The following is a 22085-nucleotide window of genomic DNA, read 5'->3' on the forward strand; positions in this document are numbered from 1 at the left end:
ATGCCCTTCTCCTTCGAACTGACCGAGGAACAGCGGGACCTGCGGGACTGGGTGCACGGCTTCGCGGCGGGCGTGGTGCGTCCGGCCGCCGCCGAGTGGGACGAGCGCGAGGAGACTCCCTGGCCCGTCATCCAGGAGGCCGCGAAGATCGGCCTCTACGGCTTCGAGTCCCTCGCCGACCTGTTCGGCGACCCGTCGGGGATCTCCCTCCAGATCGCCAACGAGGAGTTGTTCTGGGGCGACGCCGGAATCGGCATGGCCCTGTTCGGCACCTCGCTCGCCGTGGCGGGGATCTTCTCCGCCGGTACGCCCGACCAGCTCGCCGAGTGGGTTCCGCAGTGCTTCGGCGACGAGGACGACCCCAAGCTCGCGGCGTTCTGCGTGTCCGAGCCCGAAGCGGGCTCGGACGTGTCGGCGATGCGGACGCGTGCGACGTACGACGAAGCGCGCGACGAGTGGACCCTGTCCGGCCAGAAGGCGTGGATCACCAACGGCGGCATAGCGAACGTGCACGTCGTGGTCGCGTCCGTCGACCCCGCCCTCGGGGCACGCGGGCAGGCGGCGTTCATCGTGCCGCCGGGCACGCGGGGTCTCGAAGGCGCCCGGAAGATCAAGAAGTTGGGGCTGCGCGCCTCGCACACCGCCGATGTCTTCCTCGACGACGTACGCGTGCCCGGACACTGTCTGCTCGGCGGGAAGGAACGCCTCGACGCACGGCTCGCGCGGGTCCGTGAGGGCGGCGGCACGCGGCAGCGCGGCCAGGCGGCGATGGCGACCTTCGAGGTGAGCCGGCCGACGGTGGGCGCGCAGGCGCTCGGCATCGCGCGGGCGGCGTACGAATACGCGCTGGAGTACGCGGGATCGCGGGTCGCCTTCGGGCGGCCGATCATCGAGAACCAGTCGATCGCCTTCGCCCTCGCCGACCTGCGGACCGAGATCGAGGCCGTACGGCTGCTGATCTGGCAGGCGGCGTGGATGGCGCGCAACGACAAGACGTTCGACGCGGGCCAGGGCTCGATGTCCAAGCTCCGGGCCGGCGAACTGGCGGTCGCGGCGACCGAGAAGGCGGTGCAGGTGCTCGGCGGCGCGGGGTACAGCAGGGAGCATCCGGTGGAGCGGATGTACCGGGACGCGAAGATCTACACGATCTTCGAGGGGACCAGCGAGATCCAGCGGCTCGTGATCGCGCGGGCGATCTCGGGGCGGCACATCCGCTGAGGCCCCCACGGGCCGTGGGCCCGAGGGCGACGCGCCGTCCCGTTCAAGCCGCGCCTGACCTGCGCCGATGAAAAGATCATGACGTCGACGCACTCCTACAGGCGTGAGCCCGACGCCGCCCTCGGGCTGCTCAACAGCCACCGCGGCGGCCCCCTCACCGCCCCAAGCCCCTACGTACGCGCCGCCCTCTGCCTGCTGCCCGCCCTGCTCGTCCTGGTCGCGGGATTCCGGCGGCGGTGGATGTCCGACGACGGGCACATCTACGTCCGTACGGTCCGGCAGATCCTCGCGGGCAACGGCCCCGTCTTCAACGCGGGCGAGCGCGCCGAGTCCTCCACCGGCACCCTCTGGCAGTGGCTGCTCGCCCTCGCGGGGCTGCCCGGCATCGACGTCGCGACGGCGGCGATGTACGGCGGACTGCTGCTGACCGCCGCCGGGTTCGCGTTCGCCTCGCTCGGCGCGCTGCGGCTGTACTCGACGAACCGGACGGTCCTCCCCCTCGGCTGCCTGGTGCTCCTCGCCCTGCCGCCCGTCTGGGACTTCGCCACGTCCGGCCTGGAGACGGGCCTCGCCACGTGCTGGATCGCGGGGGCCTGGCTGCTGCTCGTCACCCGGCCGTATTCGGTGGTCAGCAGCGTGGTGATCGGCCTCGGTCCGCTCGTCCGGCCGGACCTGGCGCTGGTCTCCGTCGTGTTCCTCGGCGCGCAGTGGCTGATGGTGCGCCCCTCGCGGTGGGCCGCACTGGGCGGCCTCGGGGCGGCGCTCGCGCTTCCGGTCGCGTACGAGGTCTTCCGGGTCGGCTACTACGGGCAGCTGATGCCGCTGCCGGGCGTGACCAAGGAGGCCTCGCAGAGCCTGTGGACGCGGGGGCTGTCCTACCTCGTGGACTTCGCCGGGCCCTATCTGCTGTGGATGCCCGCCCTGTTGATCCTCGTGGCGGTGCTTCCGGCGCGCCGCGGCTGGACCGTTTCGCCGCCGCTGGTCCCCGCGTTCGCGCCCGTCGTCGCCGGGGTTCTCTGTTGGGCGTACGTCATCAAGGTGGGCGGCGACTTCATGCACGGCCGGATGTTCCTGCCGGGCCTGCTGCTGATGCTGCTGCCCGTCTTCCTGGTACCGCTCACACGCGCGTGGGCGATCGCGGGGGTGGGCGTCGGCGCGTGGGCGCTGGTCTGCGCGGGCTGGCTGCGCATTCCCTACGAGGGGCGGATCGGGCCCGGCGGGGTGGCGGACGAGCGCGGGGTGTACGTCCAGCAGAACGCGGCCCCGCACCCCCTCCACCACTACTTCGCGGGCTACCCGGCCAACGCCGACTACGCCCGCCTGGTCCGCGACGCCGCCCGCGAGGGCACGCCCACGCTGCTGCTCGGCCGGACTCCCGTCACCGCCAACTCCCACGCCGTGACCGGCGTCTACAGCACGCTCGGCTTCAGCGGCACGGTCGTCCCGCTGAACGGGGCCGCGCTCGACCCGATCGGGCTCGCCTATCCGCTGGCGGCGCACTCGGAGCGGATCAACGGCCGGGTGGGCCACGACAAGCGGCTGCCCGACACGTGGATCTTCGCCGACCGGGGCCACGGGCAGCTGCCGCCCGGCCTCGACCCGACGGGCGTCGCCGCCGCCCGCCGGGCACTGTCCTGCGGGCCGCTCGCGGAGCTGCGGGCGGCGACGCGGGACCCGATGACGCCGGACCGGTTCTGGCGGAACATCACCGGATCCTGGGAGCGCACCGCGTTCCGTTTCCCGAACGACCCGGTACGGGCGGAGCGGCAGCTCTGCGGGCGGTGACCTGCCTCAGTCCGTCCCTCCCCCGCCGCCGGTGAGCCGGTCCGCCTGCTGTACGGCGGTGGCGAGATCGCGCAGGGACTTGTCACCGCCGATGGCCAACTTCTTGGCCTGAACGATCAGTTCGCCCATCGTGGGCCCACCGGGTACGGACTGCCGGCCGCCGGGGCCGGAGTCCGTGCCGGGGTCGGAGTGGGAGGCATGGTCACGGTCGTAGTCCGAGGTTGTGGACGTCGGACGGCCGGAGGCACTGCTCGTCGTACGGCTGTCGGGCCGCACGGCGGGGTCGCCGGGCTCGGCCGAGGGGGCGGACCCGTGCCGCAGGGCGTCCGCGAAGTACGCGGCGACGGCGGCGGTCCGCAGCCCGCGATCACCGTCCCACAGCCCGCCTTCCAAGTCCCCGGCCTCGATCTGGTTGGACTCCTCGTGCGGGGCGCGGCTGTCGGGGTCGAGCCAGCGGACGTTGGCGGTGGCCACGTGCCCACTGGCGCCCGGCTTCATCCGCACGGCATACAGCGCGGTGACGGTGTGCCCCGGACCGACCTCGCCGCCGTCCACACTGTCGTCGCGGAAGTCGTCGTCGGCGACCTGCCGGTTGTCGTACCCGATGAGCCGGAACCGCTCGACGGTCTGCGGATCGAAGGCGACCTGCGCCTTCGCGTCCCGCGCCCGCAGCTCGATGTTGGCCGGCAGCTGCTCGCAGAAGACCTTCCGGGCTTCCTCGCTGTCCGATACGTAGGTGGTGTGGCCGTCACCCTTGTCGGCGAGCTGCTCCATCAGCGCGTCCCCGTAGTCACTTCCGACCCCCACCCCGAAGAGGGTGATGCCGTGCTCGCGGCGGGCGTCGGAGATCCGCTCCAGGATGCCGTCGGCGCTGGTGTCACCGGTGTTGGCGAGGGCGTCGGAGAGCAGCACGACGCGGTTGGTGGCACCGTCGCGCCGCCCGCCGACGGCGGTGTCGTACCCGGTGGTGATGCCTGCTTCAAGATTGGTGGACTGAGTCGGCTCCATCTCGTCGATGGCGTCATGCACCCGCCCACGGTGGTCCCCGAGCCGGGTCATGGGCAGCACGGTCTCGGCACTGTCGCTGAAGGTGACAAGAGCAATGGAGTCGTCGTCGCGCAACTGGTCGGTCATGATCCCGAGGGACTCCTTGACCAGGTCGAGCCGGCCGGGCTCGGCCATGGAACCGGAGACGTCGATGACGAAGGTGAGGGCGGCGGGCGGCCGTTCACTCTCCTTCTCGCCGCCTTGGGTGGCAAGCCCGACCCGCATCAACGACCACCCCTCCTCATCGGTCCGCCCCCCGTCCACGTTCACGGAGAACCCGTCCCCCTCGGGCCGCGGATAGTCCTGCCGGAAGCTGTTCACGAACTCCTCGGGCCGCACGGTGGACGGGTCCGGGAGCCTGCCCTCGGCGAGGGTGCGGCGCGCGAAGCCGTAGGAGGCGGTGTCGACGTCGAGGGCGAAGGTGGAGAGGTAGTCGGGGGGCGGCGCGAACTCCCGCTCGTCGCCTTCGGGTTGCTTCCCGTCCCGCTGCTCGCCCGGCGAGGTGGGGGCGGGGGCGGGCAGCGGCGCGGTGGCGCCACCACCGCTTCCCCGTCGGCTCTTGTCGGCGGTATCGGAGGCTCGTTCACTGCTGCCGCCACTGCACCCGGTGAGCACCAGCCCCCCGGCCACGACCCCGGCAAGCAACGCCTGCCGCATCTTCCAGGTCCCCATCCCGTCCCCCTTGCGTCGTCGATTCACATGACTGTGACGCCGGGGCAACGGCGAACGATCGCTCGAAATCGTTGCGGAAGAGTCTCGATGCGGCTACGGGGACCCCTCAACTAACCACGTCCTTCCGCGCAAAACCCCGGAACGCCAGCGCGAACAGCACGACCGCGTACGTCGCCGAGATCACCGCGCCCTGGATCATTCCGCCCCACTCGGGCCGCGGCTGAATCGCGTCGGCCCACGCGAACTGCCAGTGCGCCGGGAGGAAGTCGCGCCAGCTGCCCAGCGCCGTCACCGCGTCCAGGACGTTGCCGACGATCGTCAGGCCGACCGCTCCGCCGACCGCGCCCAGCGGAGCGTCCGTCTTCGTCGACAGCCAGAACGCCAGGCCCGCCGTGACCAGTTGGGACACGAAGACGTACGCCACGACGATGACGAGACGCTGGGCCGCCGTGCCCGCGGGCAGGGTGCCGCCCGTGGGAATCTCCAGTGGGCCCCAGCCGTACGCGGCCGAACCCACCGCCAGGGCGATCAGTGGGAGCAGCACCATGGCGGCCGCGCTGAGGCCGAGCGCCACGGCCAGTTTGGACCAGAGGAGGCGGGCCCGAGGCACGGGTGCCGCCAGCAAGTACCGCAGCGACGACCAGCTCGCCTCCGAGGCGATCGTGTCCCCGCAGAAGAGCGCGACCGGGATGACCAGGAGGAAGCCCGCCGAGACGAACAGACACGTCGCCGCGAAGTTCGCCCCGGATGCCGTGGCCGTGTCCATCAGCGTCACCCGGCCGTTCTCGGCCCCCGGTGATCCGGCCACGGCGAAGGCGATGAGGAGGACGAAGGGCAGCAGGCCCATCACCGCGCCCATCACCAGCGTCCGCCTGCGCTTCAGTTGCCGCACCGCCTCCACCCGCAGCGGCAGCGTGCGGCCCGGCCGGTAGCCGGGCGCGGTCTCAGCAAGGGCGCTCATGCGGCGTCCCCTCCGATCAGAGTCAGGAAGGCGTCCTCAAGGCGGCGGTGCGGGCCGAGTGACTCCACCGGCAACTCCAGGCGGACCAGGTCGGGCAGCAGCCGGGCGGCGCTCGCGCCTTCCGTGCCGTCGAGCCGGACCAGCAGGCCGCCGTCCGGAGCGCGGACCGCCGACGCCACGCGGGGCAGCGCGGCGACCTTCTCCACCAGCGGGTCGGAGATGTCCTCCGCGAGACCCACAAGGAGCGTGTCCCCGGAGCCGACGATCTCGGCGACCGGGCCCGCCTGGACGAGTCGGCCGCGGTCCATGACCACCAGGTGGGTGCAGGACTGCTCGACCTCGGCCAGGAGGTGGCTGGAGACGATGACCGTGCGGCCGTCCTCCGCGTACCGGATCATCACCTCGCGCATCTCGCGGATCTGCGGCGGGTCGAGGCCGTTCGTCGGTTCGTCGAGGATCAGCAGGTCCGGCAGGCCCAGCATGGCCTGGGCGATGGCGAGGCGCTGCCGCATGCCCTGGGAGTACGTCCGCACGGCTCGGGCGAGCGCGTCGCCCAGGCCGGCGATCTCCAACGCCTCTTCCAGATGGGCGTCCTCGGGCGGGCGGCCCGTCGCCTTCCAGTACAGCTCCAGGTTCTCGCGGCCCGAGAGGTGGGGGAGGAATCCCGCGCCCTCCACGAAAGCGCCGACCCGGGAGAGGACCGGTGCGCCCGGGCGGATTGCCTGGCCGAAGACCCGGATCTCGCCCTCGTCCGGCCGGATCAGGCCCATCAGCATGCGCAGGGTCGTCGTCTTGCCCGCGCCGTTCGGCCCCAGGAGGCCGAGGACCTGGCCCTTCTCCACGCGGAAGGAGACATCACGCACCGCGTAACGGTCCGTCGACTTCGCGTACCGCTTGCTCAAGTCCGTGATCTGCAGCGGCACTTCCGCGAGGTCCGGGTCGGGCTCCGGCGCCGCCGTCCGCCGCCGCGCGGTCAGCAGCAGCGCGAGCGCGACCACCGCTCCGGCGATCGGCAGCCACCACACCCAGGCGGGCAGCGGGGCCGCCGCCGTCTTCACTCCGGGCGCGGTGGGGACGGAGAGGTCGCTCTTCAGGGACACCGTGTACGTCGTCGGCTCCGCCGGAGAGGCGTATCCGAGGTCCGTCGAGGCGAGGACGAGGCGCAGGCGGTGGCCCTTCTGCAGGTCGTGGTCGACGGCCGGCAGGGTCAGGTCGACGTCCTTGCCCCGCTTGGCGTCCGCCACCCGGACCGGCGCGACCAGCTGTGCGGGCAGCACCTGCTGGGCGCCGCCGCCCGGTCCGACGTCGTAGACCTTCGCGAACAGGACGGCGTCGTCGCTCTCCGACTTCACGTGCACCCGTGCCGTCGGGGATCCGGTGATCCGTACGTCGTCCCTCAGCGGCGCCGAGTCGAATCGGGCGTTCTGGCCGGGGAAGTCGAGGGAGACGCCGACGCCGAGCGACGACAGCTGGGCGAGTCCGCCGCCGCCTCCGACACCCGGGAGCGTGGAGATGGCGGGCGGCGATGCCCCCGCCGGGTTCTCGAAGGTCTGCTCGCGGCCGGTCAGCGGCACGTCGCGCACGCCGCTCGCCAGGCCCGGATAGCGGTCGCCGCTCGCGCCCCGCAGAGTCGCGGCGCCGTCGGTGGAGTCGATGCCTCCGGTGCGGGTGACACGGAAGGCAGGGCCCGTGTCCGCGCTCTTGTCGTCCTTCAGGTAGCGGTCGAACCACGAGCCGATTCGGGCGTTGATCCGGCCCGTCTCGCGGTCGCCGCCGTCGTGACCGCCGTTGATCCAGTCGACGGACACGGGCGCGTGGTTGCCGCGGATCGCCTTGGCCATCTCGTCCGCCTGGCCCAGCGGGAAGAGGGAGTCCGTCTGGCCCTGCACGATCAGGGCGGGGACCTTGATGCGGTCGCCCACGGCGGAAGGGCTGCGGGCCGCGAGCAGCTTGGTCGCCGCGGCGTCGGGCTTCCCGGCCACCGCGACCCTGTCGTACATCTCGCACAGCCGCTTCTCGAACTGGTCGCAGCCGCCGCCGGTGCTGAAGAAGAGGCCGGCCCAGAGCTTCTTGAAGACGCCGTCGGGGAACAGGGCCTCGCTCAGGTTCCAGTACGTGATCTGGGGGGCGATGGCGTCCACGCGGGGGTCGTGCCCCGCGGCGAGGAGGGAGACCGCTCCTCCGTACGACGCACCGGTGAGGCCGACCCTGGGGTCGCCGTCCTTGTCCAGCTGGACCTCGGGGCGGTCGGCGAGCCAGTCGATGAGGCGGGAGACGTCGGCGACCTCGCCCTTCGGGTCGTTCAGCCCGATCTTGCCGGTGGACCTGCCGAATCCGCGGGCGGACCAGGTCAGTACCGCGTACCCCTCGCGGGCGAGGTCCTCCGCCTGGTCGTGTACGTCGTCCTTGCTGCCGCCGAAGCCGTGGCCGATGAGGACGGCGGGGCGCTTGGTGTCGGGGTCGCCCGCGGTGAAGTACGACGTGTCGATCTCCGCGCCGCCCGCGCCCTTCATCTCCATGACGCGGTCGGCGCGGTGCACGGCGGGGGCGTCGTCGGAGGCGACGGCCGTCCACGTGCCGCCGACCGCGAGCACCGCGAGGGCGGCGGCGGTGGCGAGCAGTCTGCGCCTGGGCAGTCGTAGATCCATGCGTCAACCGTACGGGCGAGGGCTGACATCCGAGGCAGCCGGTGGTCTGAACCCCGGTGCCTACCTGGGGAGTACGCGGACGCCCCGCCGTACCACGCCTGCGGTACGAAATCCCCGAGCCCCCGGGAAGCGCTACCTCCCCGGGGGTAAGGGCACAGCCCTCAGTGGTTACGCGGGAACCCCAGATCCACCCCGGCCAGCGCGTCCGACGGGTCCGGCCAGCGCGTGGTGATCACCTTGCCGCGCGTGTAGAAGTGCGTGCCGTCGTTGCCGTAGATGTGGTGGTCGCCGAAGAGGGAGTCCTTCCAGCCGCCGAAGGAGTGGTAACCCACCGGCACCGGGATCGGGACGTTCACGCCGACCATGCCCGCCTCGATCTCCAGCTGGAAGCGCCGCGCCGCGCCGCCGTCCCGCGTGAAGATCGCCGTGCCGTTGCCGAACGGCGAGGCGTTCATGAGCGCCACGCCCTCCTCGTAGGTGTCGACACGGAGCACGCACAGGACCGGACCGAAGATCTCGTCCTGGTAGGCCTTCGCGGACGTCGGCACGCGGTCCAGGAGCGAGAGGCCGATCCAGTGGCCGTTCTCGTGGCCCTCGACGGTGTGGCCGGTGCCGTCGAGGACGACCTCGCAGCCCTCGGCCGCCGCCCCCGTCACATACGAGGCGACCTTGTCGCGGTGCGCGGCGGTGATCAGCGGGCCCATCTCGGAGGTCGGGTCGTTGCCCGGGCCGATCTTGATCTTCTCGGCGCGCTCCTTGATCTTGGCGACCAGCTCGTCGCCGACCGAACCGACCGCGACGACCGCCGAGATCGCCATACAGCGCTCGCCCGCGGAGCCGTACGCGGCGGAGACGGCCGCGTCCGCCGCCGCGTCCAGGTCGGCGTCCGGCAGGACCAGCATGTGGTTCTTGGCGCCGCCGAGCGCCTGGACGCGCTTGCCGTTGGCGGAGGCGGTGGTGTGGATGTAGCGGGCGATCGGCGTCGAGCCCACGAAGGAGACCGCCGCCACGTCCGGGTGCTCCAGGAGCGCGTCCACGGCCACCTTGTCGCCGTGCACGACGTTGAAGACGCCGTCCGGGAGCCCGGCTTCCGAAAGCAGCTCGGCGATCTTCATCGATGCCGAGGGGTCCTTCTCCGACGGCTTCAGCACGAAGGTGTTGCCGCAGGCGATGGCCAGCGGGAACATCCACATCGGCACCATCGCCGGGAAGTTGAACGGCGTGATGCCCGCGACGACGCCGAGCGGCTGGCGGATCGAGGAGACGTCCACGCGGGAGGCGACCTCCGTCGACAGCTCGCCCTTCAGCTGCACCGTGATCCCGCAGGCCAGGTCCACGATCTCCAGGCCGCGCGCGACCTCGCCGAGCGCGTCCGAGTGCACCTTGCCGTGCTCGGCGGTGATCAGCTCGGCGATCGCGTCACGGTTGGCGTCGAGCAGCGCGCGGAACGTGAAGAGGACCGCCGTGCGCTTGGCGAGGGACGACTTGCCCCACGTCTCGTAGGCCGCCTTCGCGGAGGCCACGGCCGCGTCCACCTCGTCGACGGACGCGAAGGCGACCTGCGTGGTGACGGCGCCGGTCGCCGGGTCGGTCACCGGACCGTACGTACCCGACGCACCCTCGACGGTCTTCCCACCGATCCAGTGATTGACGGTCTTCGTCATGATCAAGCATCCCTACTCTCAGCTGGCGTCGGCACTCGCACAGGTCTCACAGGTCTCACAGATGGCGGCGTCGGGCTGTGACGTGCCGGTCGTACTCTTCTCGGGCCTTGACCGCCGACGGTCGGGTCGACGTCTCGGCCACGGGCACATCCCACCACGCCTGCGCCGGGGGAGGGCCCGACACTGTGTCTGCCGTTTCCGTCTCGACGTAGACACATGTGGGACCGTCGGCCGCCCGCGCCTCGGCGAGGGCATCCCGCAGGTCACCGACGGTTTTGGCGCGGATCACCCGCATCCCGAGCGACGCCGCGTTGGCCGCGAGGTCGACGGGCAGCGGACCGCCCGTGTACGTCCCGTCCGGCGCCCGGAAGCGGTAGGCGGTGCCGAAGCGCTCGCCGCCCACGGACTCGGAGAGGCCGCCGATGGAGGCGTACCCGTGGTTCTGCAGGATGACCACCTTGACCGGAATGTTCTCCTGGACGGCCGTGACGATTTCCGTGGGCATCATCAGATACGTCCCGTCGCCGACCAGCGCCCAGACGTGCCGCTCCGGTGCGGCGAGCGCGACGCCGATCGAGGCGGGGATCTCGTATCCCATGCAGGAGTAGCCGTACTCGACGTGGTACTGGCGCGGCGACCGCGTCCGCCACAGTTTGTGCAGGTCGCCGGGGAGCGAGCCCGCGGCATTGATGATCACGTCCCGCTCGGTGACCAGCTCGTCGAGGAGGCCGAGGACCTGGGTCTGGGTGGGCCGCGCGTCGGGTTCGTCGGCCGCGTACACCGCGAAGGCCTTGTCGACGAGCCGCTCCCAGCGGACCTTGCCGTCGGTGTACTCGGCGGCGTACGCGTCGGCGACGCGGTATCCGGTGAGGGCTCCGGTCAGGGCCTCCAGGCCGGCCCGAGCGTCCGCGATCAGCGGCATGCCGGCCATCTTGTGGCCGTCGAAAGGCGTGATGTTGAGGTTGAGGAAGCGGACTCCGGGCGCCGCGAAGAGCGTCCCGGATGCGGTGGTGAAGTCGCTGTAGCGGGTGCCGACGCCGATCACCAGGTCGGCGGTGCAGGCCAGTTCGTCGGCGGTCGCCGTGCCGGTGTGCCCGATGCCGCCGACGTCCGCGGGGTGGTCGAAGCGCAGGGAGCCCTTGCCCGCCTGGGTCGAGGCGACCGGGATGCCGGTGGCGTCCGCGAGCTCCCGCAGCGCGTCCTCGGCGGCGCTGTGGTGCACTCCGCCGCCCGCGACGATCAGGGGGCGTGTGGCGTCCCGTACGGCCCGTGCCGCGGCGGCCAGTTCACGCGGGTCGGGCGCCTGGCGGCGGACGGCCCAGGTCCGCTCGGCGAAGAACTCCTCGGGCCAGTCGTACGCCTCCGCCTGCACGTCCTGCGGCAGGGCGAGCGTGACGGCGCCGGTGGCGGCCGGGTCGGTGAGCACCCGCATCGCGGCGAGCGCGGCCGGGATCAGGGCCTCGGGCCGGGTGATCCGGTCGAAGTACTTGGACACCGGGCGCAGACAGTCGTTGACGGACACATCGCCCGCGTACGGCACTTCGAGCTGCTGGAGCACCGGGTCGGCGGGCCGGGTCGCGAAGGTGTCGCCGGGCAGCAGGAGCACCGGGAGATGGTTGATGGTCGCGAGTGCGGCGCCGGTGACGAGGTTGGTGGCGCCGGGGCCGATGGAGGTGGTGACCGCGTGCGTGGACATCCGGCCCGACTGACGGGCGTACCCGACGGCCGCGTGCACCATGGCCTGTTCGTTGCGGCCCTGGTGGAACGGCATCGCGGGGCTTCTGGGGGGTGTCCCCCCAGAAGGCACAGTGGCGTACTCGACGAGCGCCTGGCCGATCCCCGCCACGTTCCCGTGCCCGAAGATGCCCCAGGTGGCGTTGATGAGCCGCTGCCGCCGGCCGTCCCGCTCGGTGAACTGCCGGGACAGGAAGCGGACGAGCGCCTGCGCGGTGCTGAGCCGCACCGGGTGGGTCGAGGTCATCGGTATCCCTCCGGGTTCATCGGTACCCCTCCGTGTGATCGGGGTGGAAGCAGATCCGCCACTCCCGCTCGGGCCCCGGTCCCGCCATCACGTTCAGGTAGTACATGGCGTGCCCCGGCTGGGCGATCGAAGGACCGTGCCAGCCGTCGGGTACGAGGACGGCGTCACCGCTCCTGACCTCGGCGAGGACGTCGGTGCCGCCGGGCCGGGACGGGAAGACCCGCTGGTAGCCGAACCCCGCGCGCCCGTCCGGTGTCTCCTCGATCTCGAAGTAGTAGATCTCTTCGAGCTCGGTCTCGACGCCCGGCCGGTGCTCGTCGTGCTTGTGCGGCGGGTACGAGGACCAGTTGCCGCCCGGCGTGATCACCTCGACCGCGATCAGCCGGTCGCAGTCGAAGGCGTCGGCGGACGCGAAGTTGCGCACCTCACGGGTGCAGTTGCCGCTTCCCCGCCGTTCGACGGAGACCTCCGGCGCGGAGCCGTAGCGGGCGGGGAGTCGACGCTCGCACTTCGCTCCTGCCAGGGCGAAGCGGCCTCCCGCGCCGGAGGCGATCTGGATCTGGGCGTCACGGGGCACGTACGCGAAGTCACTGACCCCGCTGAACACGCTCTCCCGGCCCAGCAGTTCGATGATCCCGCCTTCCGCGTGCACCGTACAGCCGCCGGTCAGCGGGAGCACGATCCATTCACTCTCTCCGGTGGCGAAGGAGTGGGTGGCTCCGGGCTCCAGTTCGACGATCCGCAGGACGGAATGGTTCAGTCCGCTCCGCTTGTGGTCGAGGTCGAGTGAGTACGGCCCCTCGATCGCGCTGCCCTTCGGTACGTACGTCATGTGGTCCTCCTACAGCAGTCCGACGGCGGTGTCGACGGCGCCCGCCACGTCACCGTCCGCCGGGTAGAGCAGCGTGCGCCCCGCGACGAGCCCCTGCACGGTGGGCAGTTGGAGCGCGCCCCGCCACTTCTCGTACGCGGCGTCGCCGTCGTCCCCGAGGTCGCCGCCGAGCAGCACGGCGGGCAGCGTGGAGGCCTCCATGACCCGCGCCATGTCGTCCGGGTTCTCGGTGACGGGGACCTTCAGCCAGGTGTACGCCGATGTCCCGCCGAGACCGGACGCGATGGCGATGGACGTGGTGACCGCGTCGGCGCTCAGATCGTTGCGCGGCGGTCCGCCGTCCGCCGGGCGGCGGCAGAGGAACGGCTCGACGAAGAGGGGCAGCTTCCGCGCGGCCATCGCGTCGACGGCGCGGGCGGCGGCGTCCATGGTGGCGAGCGATCCGGGGTCTTCGTAGTCGACCCGCAGGAGCAGCTTCCCGGCGTCGAACCCGAGCCGCTCCAGGTCCTCGGCGCGGTACCCCGTGAACCGGTCGTCCAGCTCGAAGGCGGCCCCCGCGAGCCCTCCCCGGTTCATGGACCCCATGGCGATCTTCCCGTCGAGGGCGCCGAGCAGGAGCAGGTCCTCGAGGATGTCGGCGGTGGCGAGCACCCCGTCGACGCCGGGCCGCGAGAGCGCGAGGCAGAGCCGCTCCAGGAGGTCCCCGCGGTTGGCCATGGCGAGCGGACGTCCGCCCACTGCGAGGGCGCCCCGCGCGGGGTGATCGGCGGCGACGACCATCAGCCGCCCGCTGTCACCCAGAAGGGGCCGCCGGGTGCGCCGGGCGGCGGCTTCCGCGATGGCCTCCGGCCGGGACGCCCGCGTACGGGAGAGCTCCGCGACATCGATCAGCGGCTCGGGAAGGCTCACGTCACCGCCCCCGCCGCGACCGCCGCCTCGACCTCGTCGGGGAACGGCATGGCGGACGAGCACTCCAGGCGGGAGGCGACGATCGCCCCCGCCGCGTTGGCGTACCGCATGGTCCGCTCCAACTCCCAGCCCCCGAGCACCCCATGGCACAGGGCCCCGCCGAACGCGTCCCCCGCCCCGAGCCCGTTCAGGACCGTCACCGGCAGCGGCGGCACCTCGGCGCTCTCCCCGGAGCGGTCCATCGCGAGCACCCCCTTGGGGCCCTGCTTCACCACGGCCAGCTCGACCCCCGCCGCCAGCAGCGCCCGCGCCGCCGCGTACGGCTCGCGCTCCCCCGTGGCGACCTCGACCTCGTCGAGATTGCCGACGGCGACGGTCGCGTGCCGCAGGGCCTCGGCGTAGAAGGGGCGGGCCTGTGCCGGGTCGGTCCAGAACATCGGCCGCCAGTCCAGGTCGAAGACCGTGACGCCCCGCCGCGCCCTGGCGGCCAGCGCGGCCAGGGTCGCCGAGCGGCTGGGCTCGGCGCTCAGCCCCGTGCCCGTCATCCAGAACACCCGTGCGGCGGTGATCGCACCGAGGTCGAGTTCCGCCTCGTGGATCTCCAGGTCGGGCGCTTTCGGCTGCCGGTAGAAGTAGAGCGGGAAGTCGTCGGGCGGGAAGACCTCGCAGAAGGTGACCGGCGTGGGGAGGCCCGCGACCCCCGTCACCCACCGGTCGTCGACCCCGAACTCCCGCAGCGCCCGGTGCAGATACTCCCCGAAGGGGTCCTCGCCGGTCCGCGTGAGCACCGCGACCCGGCGGCCGAGCCGCGCCGCCGCGACGGCCACGTTGGACGCCGAGCCGCCGAGGAACTTGCCGAACGTGCTGACCTCGGCGAGCGGCACACCGGCCTGGAGGGGGTAGAGATCGACGCCGATCCGGCCCATGGTGATGACGTCGTACGGATCGGTCTCGTCGTGCGGATCGGTCACCCTGCACTCCCTCTCGGCGTCGCCCACCCCTAGGTCTAATCCCGCCCCACGAACCCTGTCAACACATTGTCCTTACATTCGGACTACTCCTTGACACTGTTCTCCGCCGCCCTGAAAGCTTGCCGACATGACGACGCTGTCCCGCATCCGCATCGGCTCGGCACCCGACTCATGGGGCGTGTGGTTCCCCGAGGACCCCGCCCAGGTCCCCTGGAGCCGCTTCCTGGACGAGGTCGCGGAGTCCGGATACGAGTGGATCGAGCTGGGTCCGTACGGCTATCTGCCCACCGATCCGGCGACGCTGACCGCCGAGACGCACAAGCGCGGGCTCAAGGTGTCCGCGGGCACGGTCTTCACGGGCCTGCACCACGGGCCCGCCGTCTGGGACAGGACCTGGGCCCATGTGGCCGAGAACGCCTCCCTCGCGCAGGCGATGGGCGCCGGGCATCTGGTCGTCATCCCCTCCTTCTGGCGCGACGACAAGACCGGCGAGGTCCTGGAGGACCGCACGCTCACGTCCGAACAGTGGCGTCAGCTCACGGTCCAGACCGAGCGCCTGGCGTACGAGGTGCGCGAGCGGTACGGGCTGCGGGTCGTCGTCCATCCGCACGCGGACACGCACATCGACAGCGAGGAGAACGTGACCCGTTTCCTCGACGCGACCGACGCGGACCTCGTCTCGCTCTGCCTGGACACCGGGCACTACGCCTACTGCGGCGGCGACAGCGTCGAACTCATCGAGACGTACGGCGAGCGCATCGGCTATCTGCACCTCAAGCAGGTCGACCCGGCGGTGCTCGCAGAAGTGCGGGCGCAGGAGCTGCCGTTCGGCCCCGCCGTCGCGCGCGGCGTGATGTGCGAGCCGCCGACCGGGGTGCCCGCGCTCGAACCGGTGCTCGCGGCGGCCCAGAAGCTGGACGTGGACCTGTTCGCCATCGTCGAGCAGGACATGTACCCGTGCCCGCCGGACAGGCCGCTGCCGATCGCCCGCCGCACCCGCTCCTTCCTGCGCTCCTGCGGCGCCTAGAGGCCGGCGCCGATGGCCTCGGGCACCCGGTACGCGCGCTGTCCCCTGGGCAGTTGGGAGGTGGCCCTCGCCGCCCCGCACCCCCGGCTGCGGCCGGGGGTCATCAGCTACCGCGGGATCCGGCTGGCACTGGGCAGGCCGCGGCGCAGGCTGGAGGTGCCGATCGGCGCGGTGACGCTGATGCTCGGCTTCGCGCGTCCGGTGCGGATATCCGGACTCCCCGACTTGGCCGACTTGGCTGACTCTGCCGACTCCGCTGACTCCGCCGAAAAGGAGCAGGCGTCCGTGTCGCTGGTCTCGGTGCTCTCGGGGCTCGGCACGACGCCGGTGATCGGCGAGCACGACGGCGACATCGCGGGCATCGAGGTGCTGCTCGCCCCGTGGGCCGCGTTCACCCTCTTCGGCACGGCCCTGCACGAACTGCACGAACTGGCGGACCTGAACGTCGATCCGGACGCGCTCGGCGTCCGCCCGGAGCCCGGCCGCTGGGGCAGCGTCGCCGAACTCGCCTCGGCGCTGGGTGCGTTGCCCTCCTGGAGCACGCGGTTCGCCCTCCTGGACGACGCCTTCGACCGCTGGTCCGCCGCGGGACCGCCGCCCTGCGAGCGCACGGTGCGGGCCTGGGGCGAGCTGGTGCGCACCGGGGGCGCCGCCCCGGTCGGGCACATCGCCGATGAAGTGGGCTGGAGCGTACGGCAGTTGGAGAGCCGCTTCCGGGAGCGGATCGGCATCGGGCCAAAGGCCGCGGGCCGGGTGCTGCGGCTCCAGCGTGCGCGGCGGCTGCTCGCGGCGGGGCGCACCCAGGCGGAGACGGCGGCGGTCTGCGGCTATTACGACCAGTCGCATCTGAGCGGCGAGTTCAAGGCGATGACGGGCTGCACGCCGCGCGAGTTCGCCGCGGTGCGGCGCACCGCCCGGCCGCGCGGCGGCCCGCCGTCGGCCGACCGGATCGCGGACCAGCCGACGAGCCTCGTCCTGCCCTGAAACCCCGCGGGCCGCGCAACCTCCGTGCGCCGCGCATTTTTCCAATACCCGCGGCCCGCGCCGACGGCAGGCTGTTGCCTTCGAGCCACATGGCGAGGGGGAACCCTTCGGTGCCCGAGCGGCACGGGGGTTGCGGGGAAGCCGGTGGGCCGGACCTGGCGCAGCAGGCCCGGCCCACCTCGCTTCGCCCGCCCGCCGGCAGGTCGGCCCGGCGGGCGGCCCCCACCCCGTGTCCGTCCACGCTCCGCAACAGTGCGCCGGTAACGCGCCACGCGGACGCGCCCCCTGGATGCATCACACACGTCACAAACACCCTCTTCCTGTCACACATGTCGCGCCTACGCGGGTCTTCCGTCACAGGGAGACGACAGCCACCCTCCTGCGCTCACTCCGCGTCGTTCACCGGGCACAGGCTGAGTGATCGCCAGCGTCGCGCCGCAGCTCCCCCGACGGCTCCCCAGAGCCGCTCCTGCGGCGCCCGCAGGGAGGTGCCACTGATGACGGACCGAAGGCTCTGGTCGTACAAGGAGATCGCCGCACACATCCGGGTGCAGCCCGACACCGTGCGTTCCTACCGCAAGCACGGCCTGCTGCCGGACCCCGACCACGTGGAGAGCGGCAAGCCCTACTGGTACGCGGACACCATCCGCACCTGGGTCGCCGCGCGGCCCGGCAACCGGGGACGCAGGGACTGACGCCGGACACGGGCCGCGGGCCCGCACCCACCCCTCGTTGAGAAGTACCCCCTAGGGGTATACAGTAGTGAGTGTCAGGAGGTGCTCGGGGACTCCGGGGCCCCTCCTGCACATTACGTCGCATACGCACGCACATACGCCGCACCCTCACCGAGGAGAACGACATGAGCGCCCAGACCGAGCTCCCGCAGGCCGACACCGAGGCCACCGGCTCCTGCTGCTCCCCCAGCGGTTCCTGCCACTCCGGCGGCGCCGCCGAGACGCCGCAGGGCGCCGTGACGACCGTCTACGACGTGACCGGCATGACCTGTGGTCACTGCGAGGGCGCCGTCTCGAGCGAGATCTCGGAGATCGCCGGCGTCAGCTCCGTCAAGGCCGTCGCCTCCACCGGCAAGGTGACCGTGATCTCGGACGCCCCGCTCGACGAGGCCGCGGTGCGCGCCGCGGTCGACGAGGCGGGCTACGAGCTGACCGGTGTCGCCGGCGCCTGAACGACGACCGGCCGGGTACCCGGGCCCTGTGGCGAGTCCGCCACAGGGCCCTCAGCCACATCGCCCCGCAGCCACACCACCCCGTAGTACGAAAGAGCCATGAACGAAGTCGAACTCGCCGTCGGCGGCATGACCTGTGCCTCCTGCTCGGCCCGCATCGAGAAGAAGCTGAACCGCATGGAGGGCGTGACCGCCTCGGTCAACCTCGCCACGGAGAAGGCGAAAGTCTCGTACCCGGCCGGGACCGAGGTCGCGCAGCTGGTCGCGACGGTCGAGAAGCTCGGCTACACCGCGCGCGAGATCGTCCCCGAGCCGCCTGAGCCCGAGGCAGCCGACCGGCCCACCACCGCCGACATCACCGAGCCCGACACCCTGCGGCAGCGGCTCATCGTCTCCGCGCTGCTCTCGCTGCCCGTCGTGCTGCTCGCCATGATCCCCTCGCTGCAGTTCGAGTACTGGCAGTGGCTCTCGCTGACGCTGGCCGCGCCCGTCGTCGTATGGGGCGGGCTGCCCTTCCACAAGGCGGCGTTCACCAATCTGCGGCACGGCGCGGCGACGATGGACACGCTGGTGTCCGTGGGCACGCTGGCCGCGTTCGGCTGGTCGCTGTGGGCGCTGTTCCTCGGGGACGCGGGGATGGCGGGGATGCGGCACCCCTTCGAGTTCACGGTGTCGCGCGCCGACGCGGCGTCGACGATCTATCTCGAGGTCGCCTCGGGCGTCATCACGTTCATCCTGCTCGGCCGCTGGCTGGAGGCCCGCTCGAAGCGGAAGGCGGGCGCCGCGCTGCGGGCGCTGCTCGAACTGGGCGCCAAGGACGCCGCCGTGCTGCGGCACGGCGGCGAGGTGCGCGTCCCGGTCTCCCGGCTCGTGGTCGGCGACCGTTTCGTCGTACGCCCCGGAGAGACCGTCGCGACGGACGGCACCGTCGTCGAGGGGCACTCCGCGGTCGACGCCTCGATGCTGACCGGCGAGTCCGTGCCGGTGGACGTCGCGGCGGGCGACGCGGTGACCGGGGCGACCACGAACGTCTCGGGGCGGCTGGTCGTCGAGGCGACCCGTGTCGGCGCCGACACCCAACTGGCCAGGATGGCGCGGCTCGTCGAGGACGCGCAGACCGGCAAGGCGCAGGTGCAGCGGCTCGCCGACCGGATCGCCGGGGTCTTCGTGCCGGTGGTGCTGCTGATAGCCGCGGGCACGCTCGGGGCGTGGCTCGGCGCGACCGGTGACGCGACCGCGGCCTTCACCGCGGCCGTCGCGGTCCTGATCATCGCCTGCCCGTGCGCGCTCGGCCTCGCGACGCCGACCGCCCTGATGGTCGGCACGGGGCGCGGCGCGCAGCTCGGCATCCTCATCAAGGGCCCGGAGGTCCTGGAGTCCACGCACCGTGTCGACACGGTCGTCCTGGACAAGACCGGGACGGTGACGACCGGCCGGATGGAACTGCGCGACGCGTACGCCGCAGAGGGCACGGACGAGAAGCAGCTGCTGCGGCTCGCGGGCGCCCTGGAGCATGCCTCCGAGCATCCGGTGGCACGGGCCGTGGCGGCGGGCGCGGCCGCGCGGCTCGGCATCGGCGTCGCGGAGCTGCCCGCTGCGGAGCGGTTCGAGAACGCCGCGGGGACGGGCGTGCGCGGCACGGTGGAGGGGCACGAGGTGCTCGTCGGCCGGGAGCGGCTGCTCGCGGAGGCGGGGGTCTCGGGGCTCGCGTCGGTGGCCGCGTTCAGGGCCGGGGCCGAGGCGTCGGGGCGTACGGCCGTCCTGGTCGCCTGGGACGGCGTGGCGCGCGGTGTCCTCACCGTCGCCGACACCGTGAAGGACACCAGCGCCGAGGCGGTGCGGGAGCTGCGGGCGCTCGGTCTGACGCCGGTACTCCTGACGGGTGACAACAGGGCCGTCGCCGAGGCGGTGGCGCACGCCGTCGGCATCGCACCGGACGCCGTGTACGCCGAGGTGCTGCCGGAGGACAAGGTCGATGTCGTACGGCGGTTGCGGGGCGAGGGCCGGGTCGTGGCGATGGTCGGGGACGGGGTCAACGACGCGGCGGCGCTGGCCACCGCCGATCTGGGCCTCGCGATGGGCACGGGCACGGACGCGGCGATCGAGGCGAGCGATCTGACGCTGGTGCGCGGGGACTTGCGCTCGGCGGCCGACGCGATCAGGCTCTCCCGCAGGACCCTCGCCACGATCAAGGGCAATCTCTTCTGGGCCTTCGGCTACAACGTGGCGGCGCTGCCGCTCGCGGCGGCCGGACTGCTGAACCCGATGATCGCGGGTGCCGCGATGGCGTTCTCGTCGGTCTTCGTGGTGAGCAACAGCCTCCGCCTGAGGACGTTTACATAGCCTCTTCACATCCCGTCCGCAGCATTCTCACGTCTGAGTCCCGATCGGCATATCGGGGCTCTTGCATCAGTTCGGGACATATGCAAGAGACGCAGATCACATAGATCTGAACGTAACCATTGGGGGGGCTCGCGAGTCTAAGAGTGCGATGCCAGGGACGTCTTGGGGGACGTCTCTAGACATCGGGGACATCTTGGGGGATGTTCCTGAAGGGGAAAACCCCGGCCGCGAGGCCGGGGGAAGCGTTGGCCGGGGCACGTCCACCGGGGAGCTTGAGCGGCCCTCCCGGTAGGTGCGGGTCCCGGCAGTTCGCAGCACGAAGCGCTGGCGCGCTGCCACAGACGCCCGGCCGGATCCCGTGGGGGGAATCCGAACCGGGAAAAAGGAAAGCGCCCCGACCGTCGACCCGTGGGGGGATCGGCGGCGGGGCGCTTTTCGCTTGGTGCGCCTTCGCTTGGGCTGTGAGCCCGAGGGTCAGCGACCCTCGACCGGGACGAAGTCCCGGAGAACCTCGCCGGTGTAGATCTGGCGCGGGCGGCCGATGCGGGAACCCGGCTCCTTGATCATCTCGTGCCACTGCGCGATCCAGCCCGGCAGGCGGCCCAGCGCGAACAGCACGGTGAACATCTCGGTCGGGAAGCCCATCGCGCGGTAGATGAGGCCCGTGTAGAAGTCCACGTTCGGGTAGAGCTTGCGCTCGACGAAGTAGTCGTCGGCCAGCGCGTGCTCCTCCAGCTTGAGGGCGATGTCGAGCAGCTCGTCGGACTTGCCGAGGGCCGAGAGGACGTCGTGCGCCGCCGCCTTGATGATCTTCGCCCGGGGGTCGAAGTTCTTGTAGACGCGGTGCCCGAAGCCCATGAGCTTCACGCCGTCTTCCTTGTTCTTCACCTTGCGGATGAAGGTGTCGACGTCGCCGCCGTCCGCCTTGATGCCCTCGAGCATCTCCAGGACGGACTGGTTGGCGCCACCGTGCAGCGGGCCCCACAGGGCGGAGATGCCGGCGGAGATCGAGGCGAACATGTTCGCCTGCGAGGAGCCCACCAGACGCACGGTGGAGGTCGAACAGTTCTGCTCGTGGTCCGCGTGCAGGATGAGCAGCTTGTCCAGCGCGGAGACGACGACCGGGTCGAGCTCGTAGTCCGCGGCGGGCACGGAGAACGTCATGCGCAGGAAGTTCTCGACGTAGCCGAGGTTGTTGCTCGGGTAGACGACCGGGTGGCCCACGGACTTCTTGTACGCGTACGCCGCGATCGTCGGAAGCTTGGCGAGAAGGCGGATCGTCGAGAGGTGACGCTGCTTCTCGTCGAACGGGTTGTGGCTGTCCTGGTAGAACGTCGACAGCGCGCTGACCACGGACGACAGCATCGCCATCGGGTGGGCGTCACGCGGGAAGCCGTCGTAGAACCGCTTGACGTCCTCGTGCAGCAGGGTGTGCTGCGTGATCTCGTTGCGGAAGGTGGAAAGCTCGTCGACCTTCGGCAGCTCGCCGTTGATCAGCAGGTACGCCACCTCGAGGAAGGTGGAGCGCTCGGCCAGCTGCTCGATCGGGTAGCCGCGGTACCGGAGGATCCCCTGCTCACCGTCGAGATAGGTGATGGCGGATTTATAGGCGGCGGTGTTGCCATAGCCGCTGTCCAGGGTCACCAGACCGGTCTGGGCGCGGAGCTTCCCGATGTCGAAGCCCTTGTCGCCGACGGTCGAATCGATCACCGGGTAGGTGTACTCGCCATCGCCGTACCGCAGTACTACAGAGTTGTCGCTCACGTCATCCCTCACCGACGTTGTGCCTCTTCTTCGAGGTGCCCTGACTGTCTCTACCATCCCCCATTTGGCCCTGGAGAGTGCACTCGGGGTCGA

General features: G+C 71.6%; 16 protein-coding genes. 7 read left to right on the forward strand and 9 right to left on the reverse strand.

Going from position 1 to position 22085, the window contains the following annotated elements; genetic code table 11:
• Together ACIBKX_RS05410 and ACIBKX_RS05415 are read left to right on the forward strand one after the other, a co-directional pair.
• Nucleotides 1-1218: an acyl-CoA dehydrogenase family protein gene (locus ACIBKX_RS05410; RefSeq protein WP_363271808.1), complete on the forward strand. Its 1218-nt coding sequence runs from the start codon at nt 1-3 to the stop codon at nt 1216-1218.
• Between the two features lie 78 nt (nt 1219-1296).
• Nucleotides 1297-3003: a hypothetical protein gene (locus ACIBKX_RS05415; RefSeq protein WP_363271809.1), complete on the forward strand. Its 1707-nt coding sequence runs from the start codon at nt 1297-1299 to the stop codon at nt 3001-3003.
• A gap of 6 nt (nt 3004-3009) precedes the next feature.
• On the opposite strand, the gene ACIBKX_RS05420 is transcribed toward ACIBKX_RS05415, so the two are convergent.
• The 8 genes from ACIBKX_RS05420 to iolC form a co-directional block, all read right to left on the reverse strand.
• Nucleotides 3010-4722, reverse strand: a complete 1713-nt coding sequence (locus tag ACIBKX_RS05420; RefSeq protein WP_363271810.1) for a von Willebrand factor type A domain-containing protein — start codon at nt 4720-4722, stop codon at nt 3010-3012.
• 106 nt (nt 4723-4828) lie between these two features.
• Entirely contained in the window at nt 4829-5683 is an 855-nt protein-coding gene (locus ACIBKX_RS05425) for an ABC transporter permease (RefSeq protein ID WP_363271811.1), read from the reverse strand.
• Nucleotides 5680-8331 (reverse strand): alpha/beta fold hydrolase, encoded by a 2652-nt coding sequence (locus tag ACIBKX_RS05430; protein ID WP_363271812.1) that lies wholly within the window; start codon nt 8329-8331, stop codon nt 5680-5682. The genes ACIBKX_RS05425 and ACIBKX_RS05430 overlap by 4 nt, the downstream gene beginning before the upstream one ends.
• 161 nt (nt 8332-8492) lie before the next feature.
• Nucleotides 8493-9995, reverse strand: coding sequence for a CoA-acylating methylmalonate-semialdehyde dehydrogenase (gene mmsA, locus ACIBKX_RS05435; RefSeq protein WP_363271813.1), 1503 nt, complete (start codon nt 9993-9995; stop codon nt 8493-8495).
• 55 nt (nt 9996-10050) lie between these two features.
• Nucleotides 10051-11976 (reverse strand): 3D-(3,5/4)-trihydroxycyclohexane-1,2-dione acylhydrolase (decyclizing), encoded by a 1926-nt coding sequence (gene iolD, locus ACIBKX_RS05440; RefSeq protein WP_363271814.1) that lies wholly within the window; start codon nt 11974-11976, stop codon nt 10051-10053.
• A gap of 16 nt (nt 11977-11992) precedes the next feature.
• Entirely contained in the window at nt 11993-12808 is an 816-nt protein-coding gene (gene iolB, locus ACIBKX_RS05445) for a 5-deoxy-glucuronate isomerase (RefSeq protein ID WP_363271815.1), read from the reverse strand.
• 9 nt (nt 12809-12817) lie between these two features.
• Complete coding sequence (locus ACIBKX_RS05450) at nt 12818-13717, reverse strand: deoxyribose-phosphate aldolase (protein WP_363271816.1); 900 nt, start codon at nt 13715-13717, stop codon at nt 12818-12820.
• On the reverse strand, nt 13714-14643 hold the full coding sequence (iolC, locus tag ACIBKX_RS05455; RefSeq protein ID WP_363272045.1) for a 5-dehydro-2-deoxygluconokinase: 930 nt from the start codon (nt 14641-14643) through the stop codon (nt 13714-13716). The genes ACIBKX_RS05450 and iolC overlap by 4 nt, the downstream gene beginning before the upstream one ends.
• Nucleotides 14644-14815: 172 nt before the next feature.
• On the opposite strand from iolC, the gene ACIBKX_RS05460 reads away from it, so the two are divergent.
• From ACIBKX_RS05460 to ACIBKX_RS05480, 5 genes are all read left to right on the forward strand, one after another.
• Nucleotides 14816-15715: a sugar phosphate isomerase/epimerase gene (locus ACIBKX_RS05460; RefSeq protein ID WP_363271817.1), complete on the forward strand. Its 900-nt coding sequence runs from the start codon at nt 14816-14818 to the stop codon at nt 15713-15715.
• A 12-nt stretch (nt 15716-15727) separates the two neighbouring features.
• Nucleotides 15728-16699, forward strand: coding sequence for a helix-turn-helix domain-containing protein (locus ACIBKX_RS05465; RefSeq protein WP_363271818.1), 972 nt, complete (start codon nt 15728-15730; stop codon nt 16697-16699).
• Between the two features lie 497 nt (nt 16700-17196).
• Nucleotides 17197-17394: a MarR family transcriptional regulator gene (locus ACIBKX_RS05470; RefSeq protein ID WP_363271819.1), complete on the forward strand. Its 198-nt coding sequence runs from the start codon at nt 17197-17199 to the stop codon at nt 17392-17394.
• Between the two features lie 164 nt (nt 17395-17558).
• Nucleotides 17559-17885 carry a heavy-metal-associated domain-containing protein gene (locus ACIBKX_RS05475; protein ID WP_363271820.1) on the forward strand — a complete coding sequence of 109 codons (327 nt, stop codon included), beginning with the start codon at nt 17559-17561 and terminating at the stop codon, nt 17883-17885.
• Between the two features lie 99 nt (nt 17886-17984).
• Nucleotides 17985-20228 carry a heavy metal translocating P-type ATPase gene (locus ACIBKX_RS05480; RefSeq protein WP_363271821.1) on the forward strand — a complete coding sequence of 748 codons (2244 nt, stop codon included), beginning with the start codon at nt 17985-17987 and terminating at the stop codon, nt 20226-20228.
• A 474-nt stretch (nt 20229-20702) separates the two neighbouring features.
• Here ACIBKX_RS05480 and ACIBKX_RS05485 read toward each other — a convergent pair whose 3' ends face one another.
• On the reverse strand, nt 20703-21992 hold the full coding sequence (locus ACIBKX_RS05485; RefSeq protein ID WP_363271822.1) for a citrate synthase: 1290 nt from the start codon (nt 21990-21992) through the stop codon (nt 20703-20705).
• Between the last annotated feature and the right edge of the window lie 93 nt (nt 21993-22085).

The organism is Streptomyces sp. NPDC050658 (genome assembly GCF_044457025.1).
Classification (GTDB): domain Bacteria; phylum Actinomycetota; class Actinomycetes; order Streptomycetales; family Streptomycetaceae; genus Streptomyces.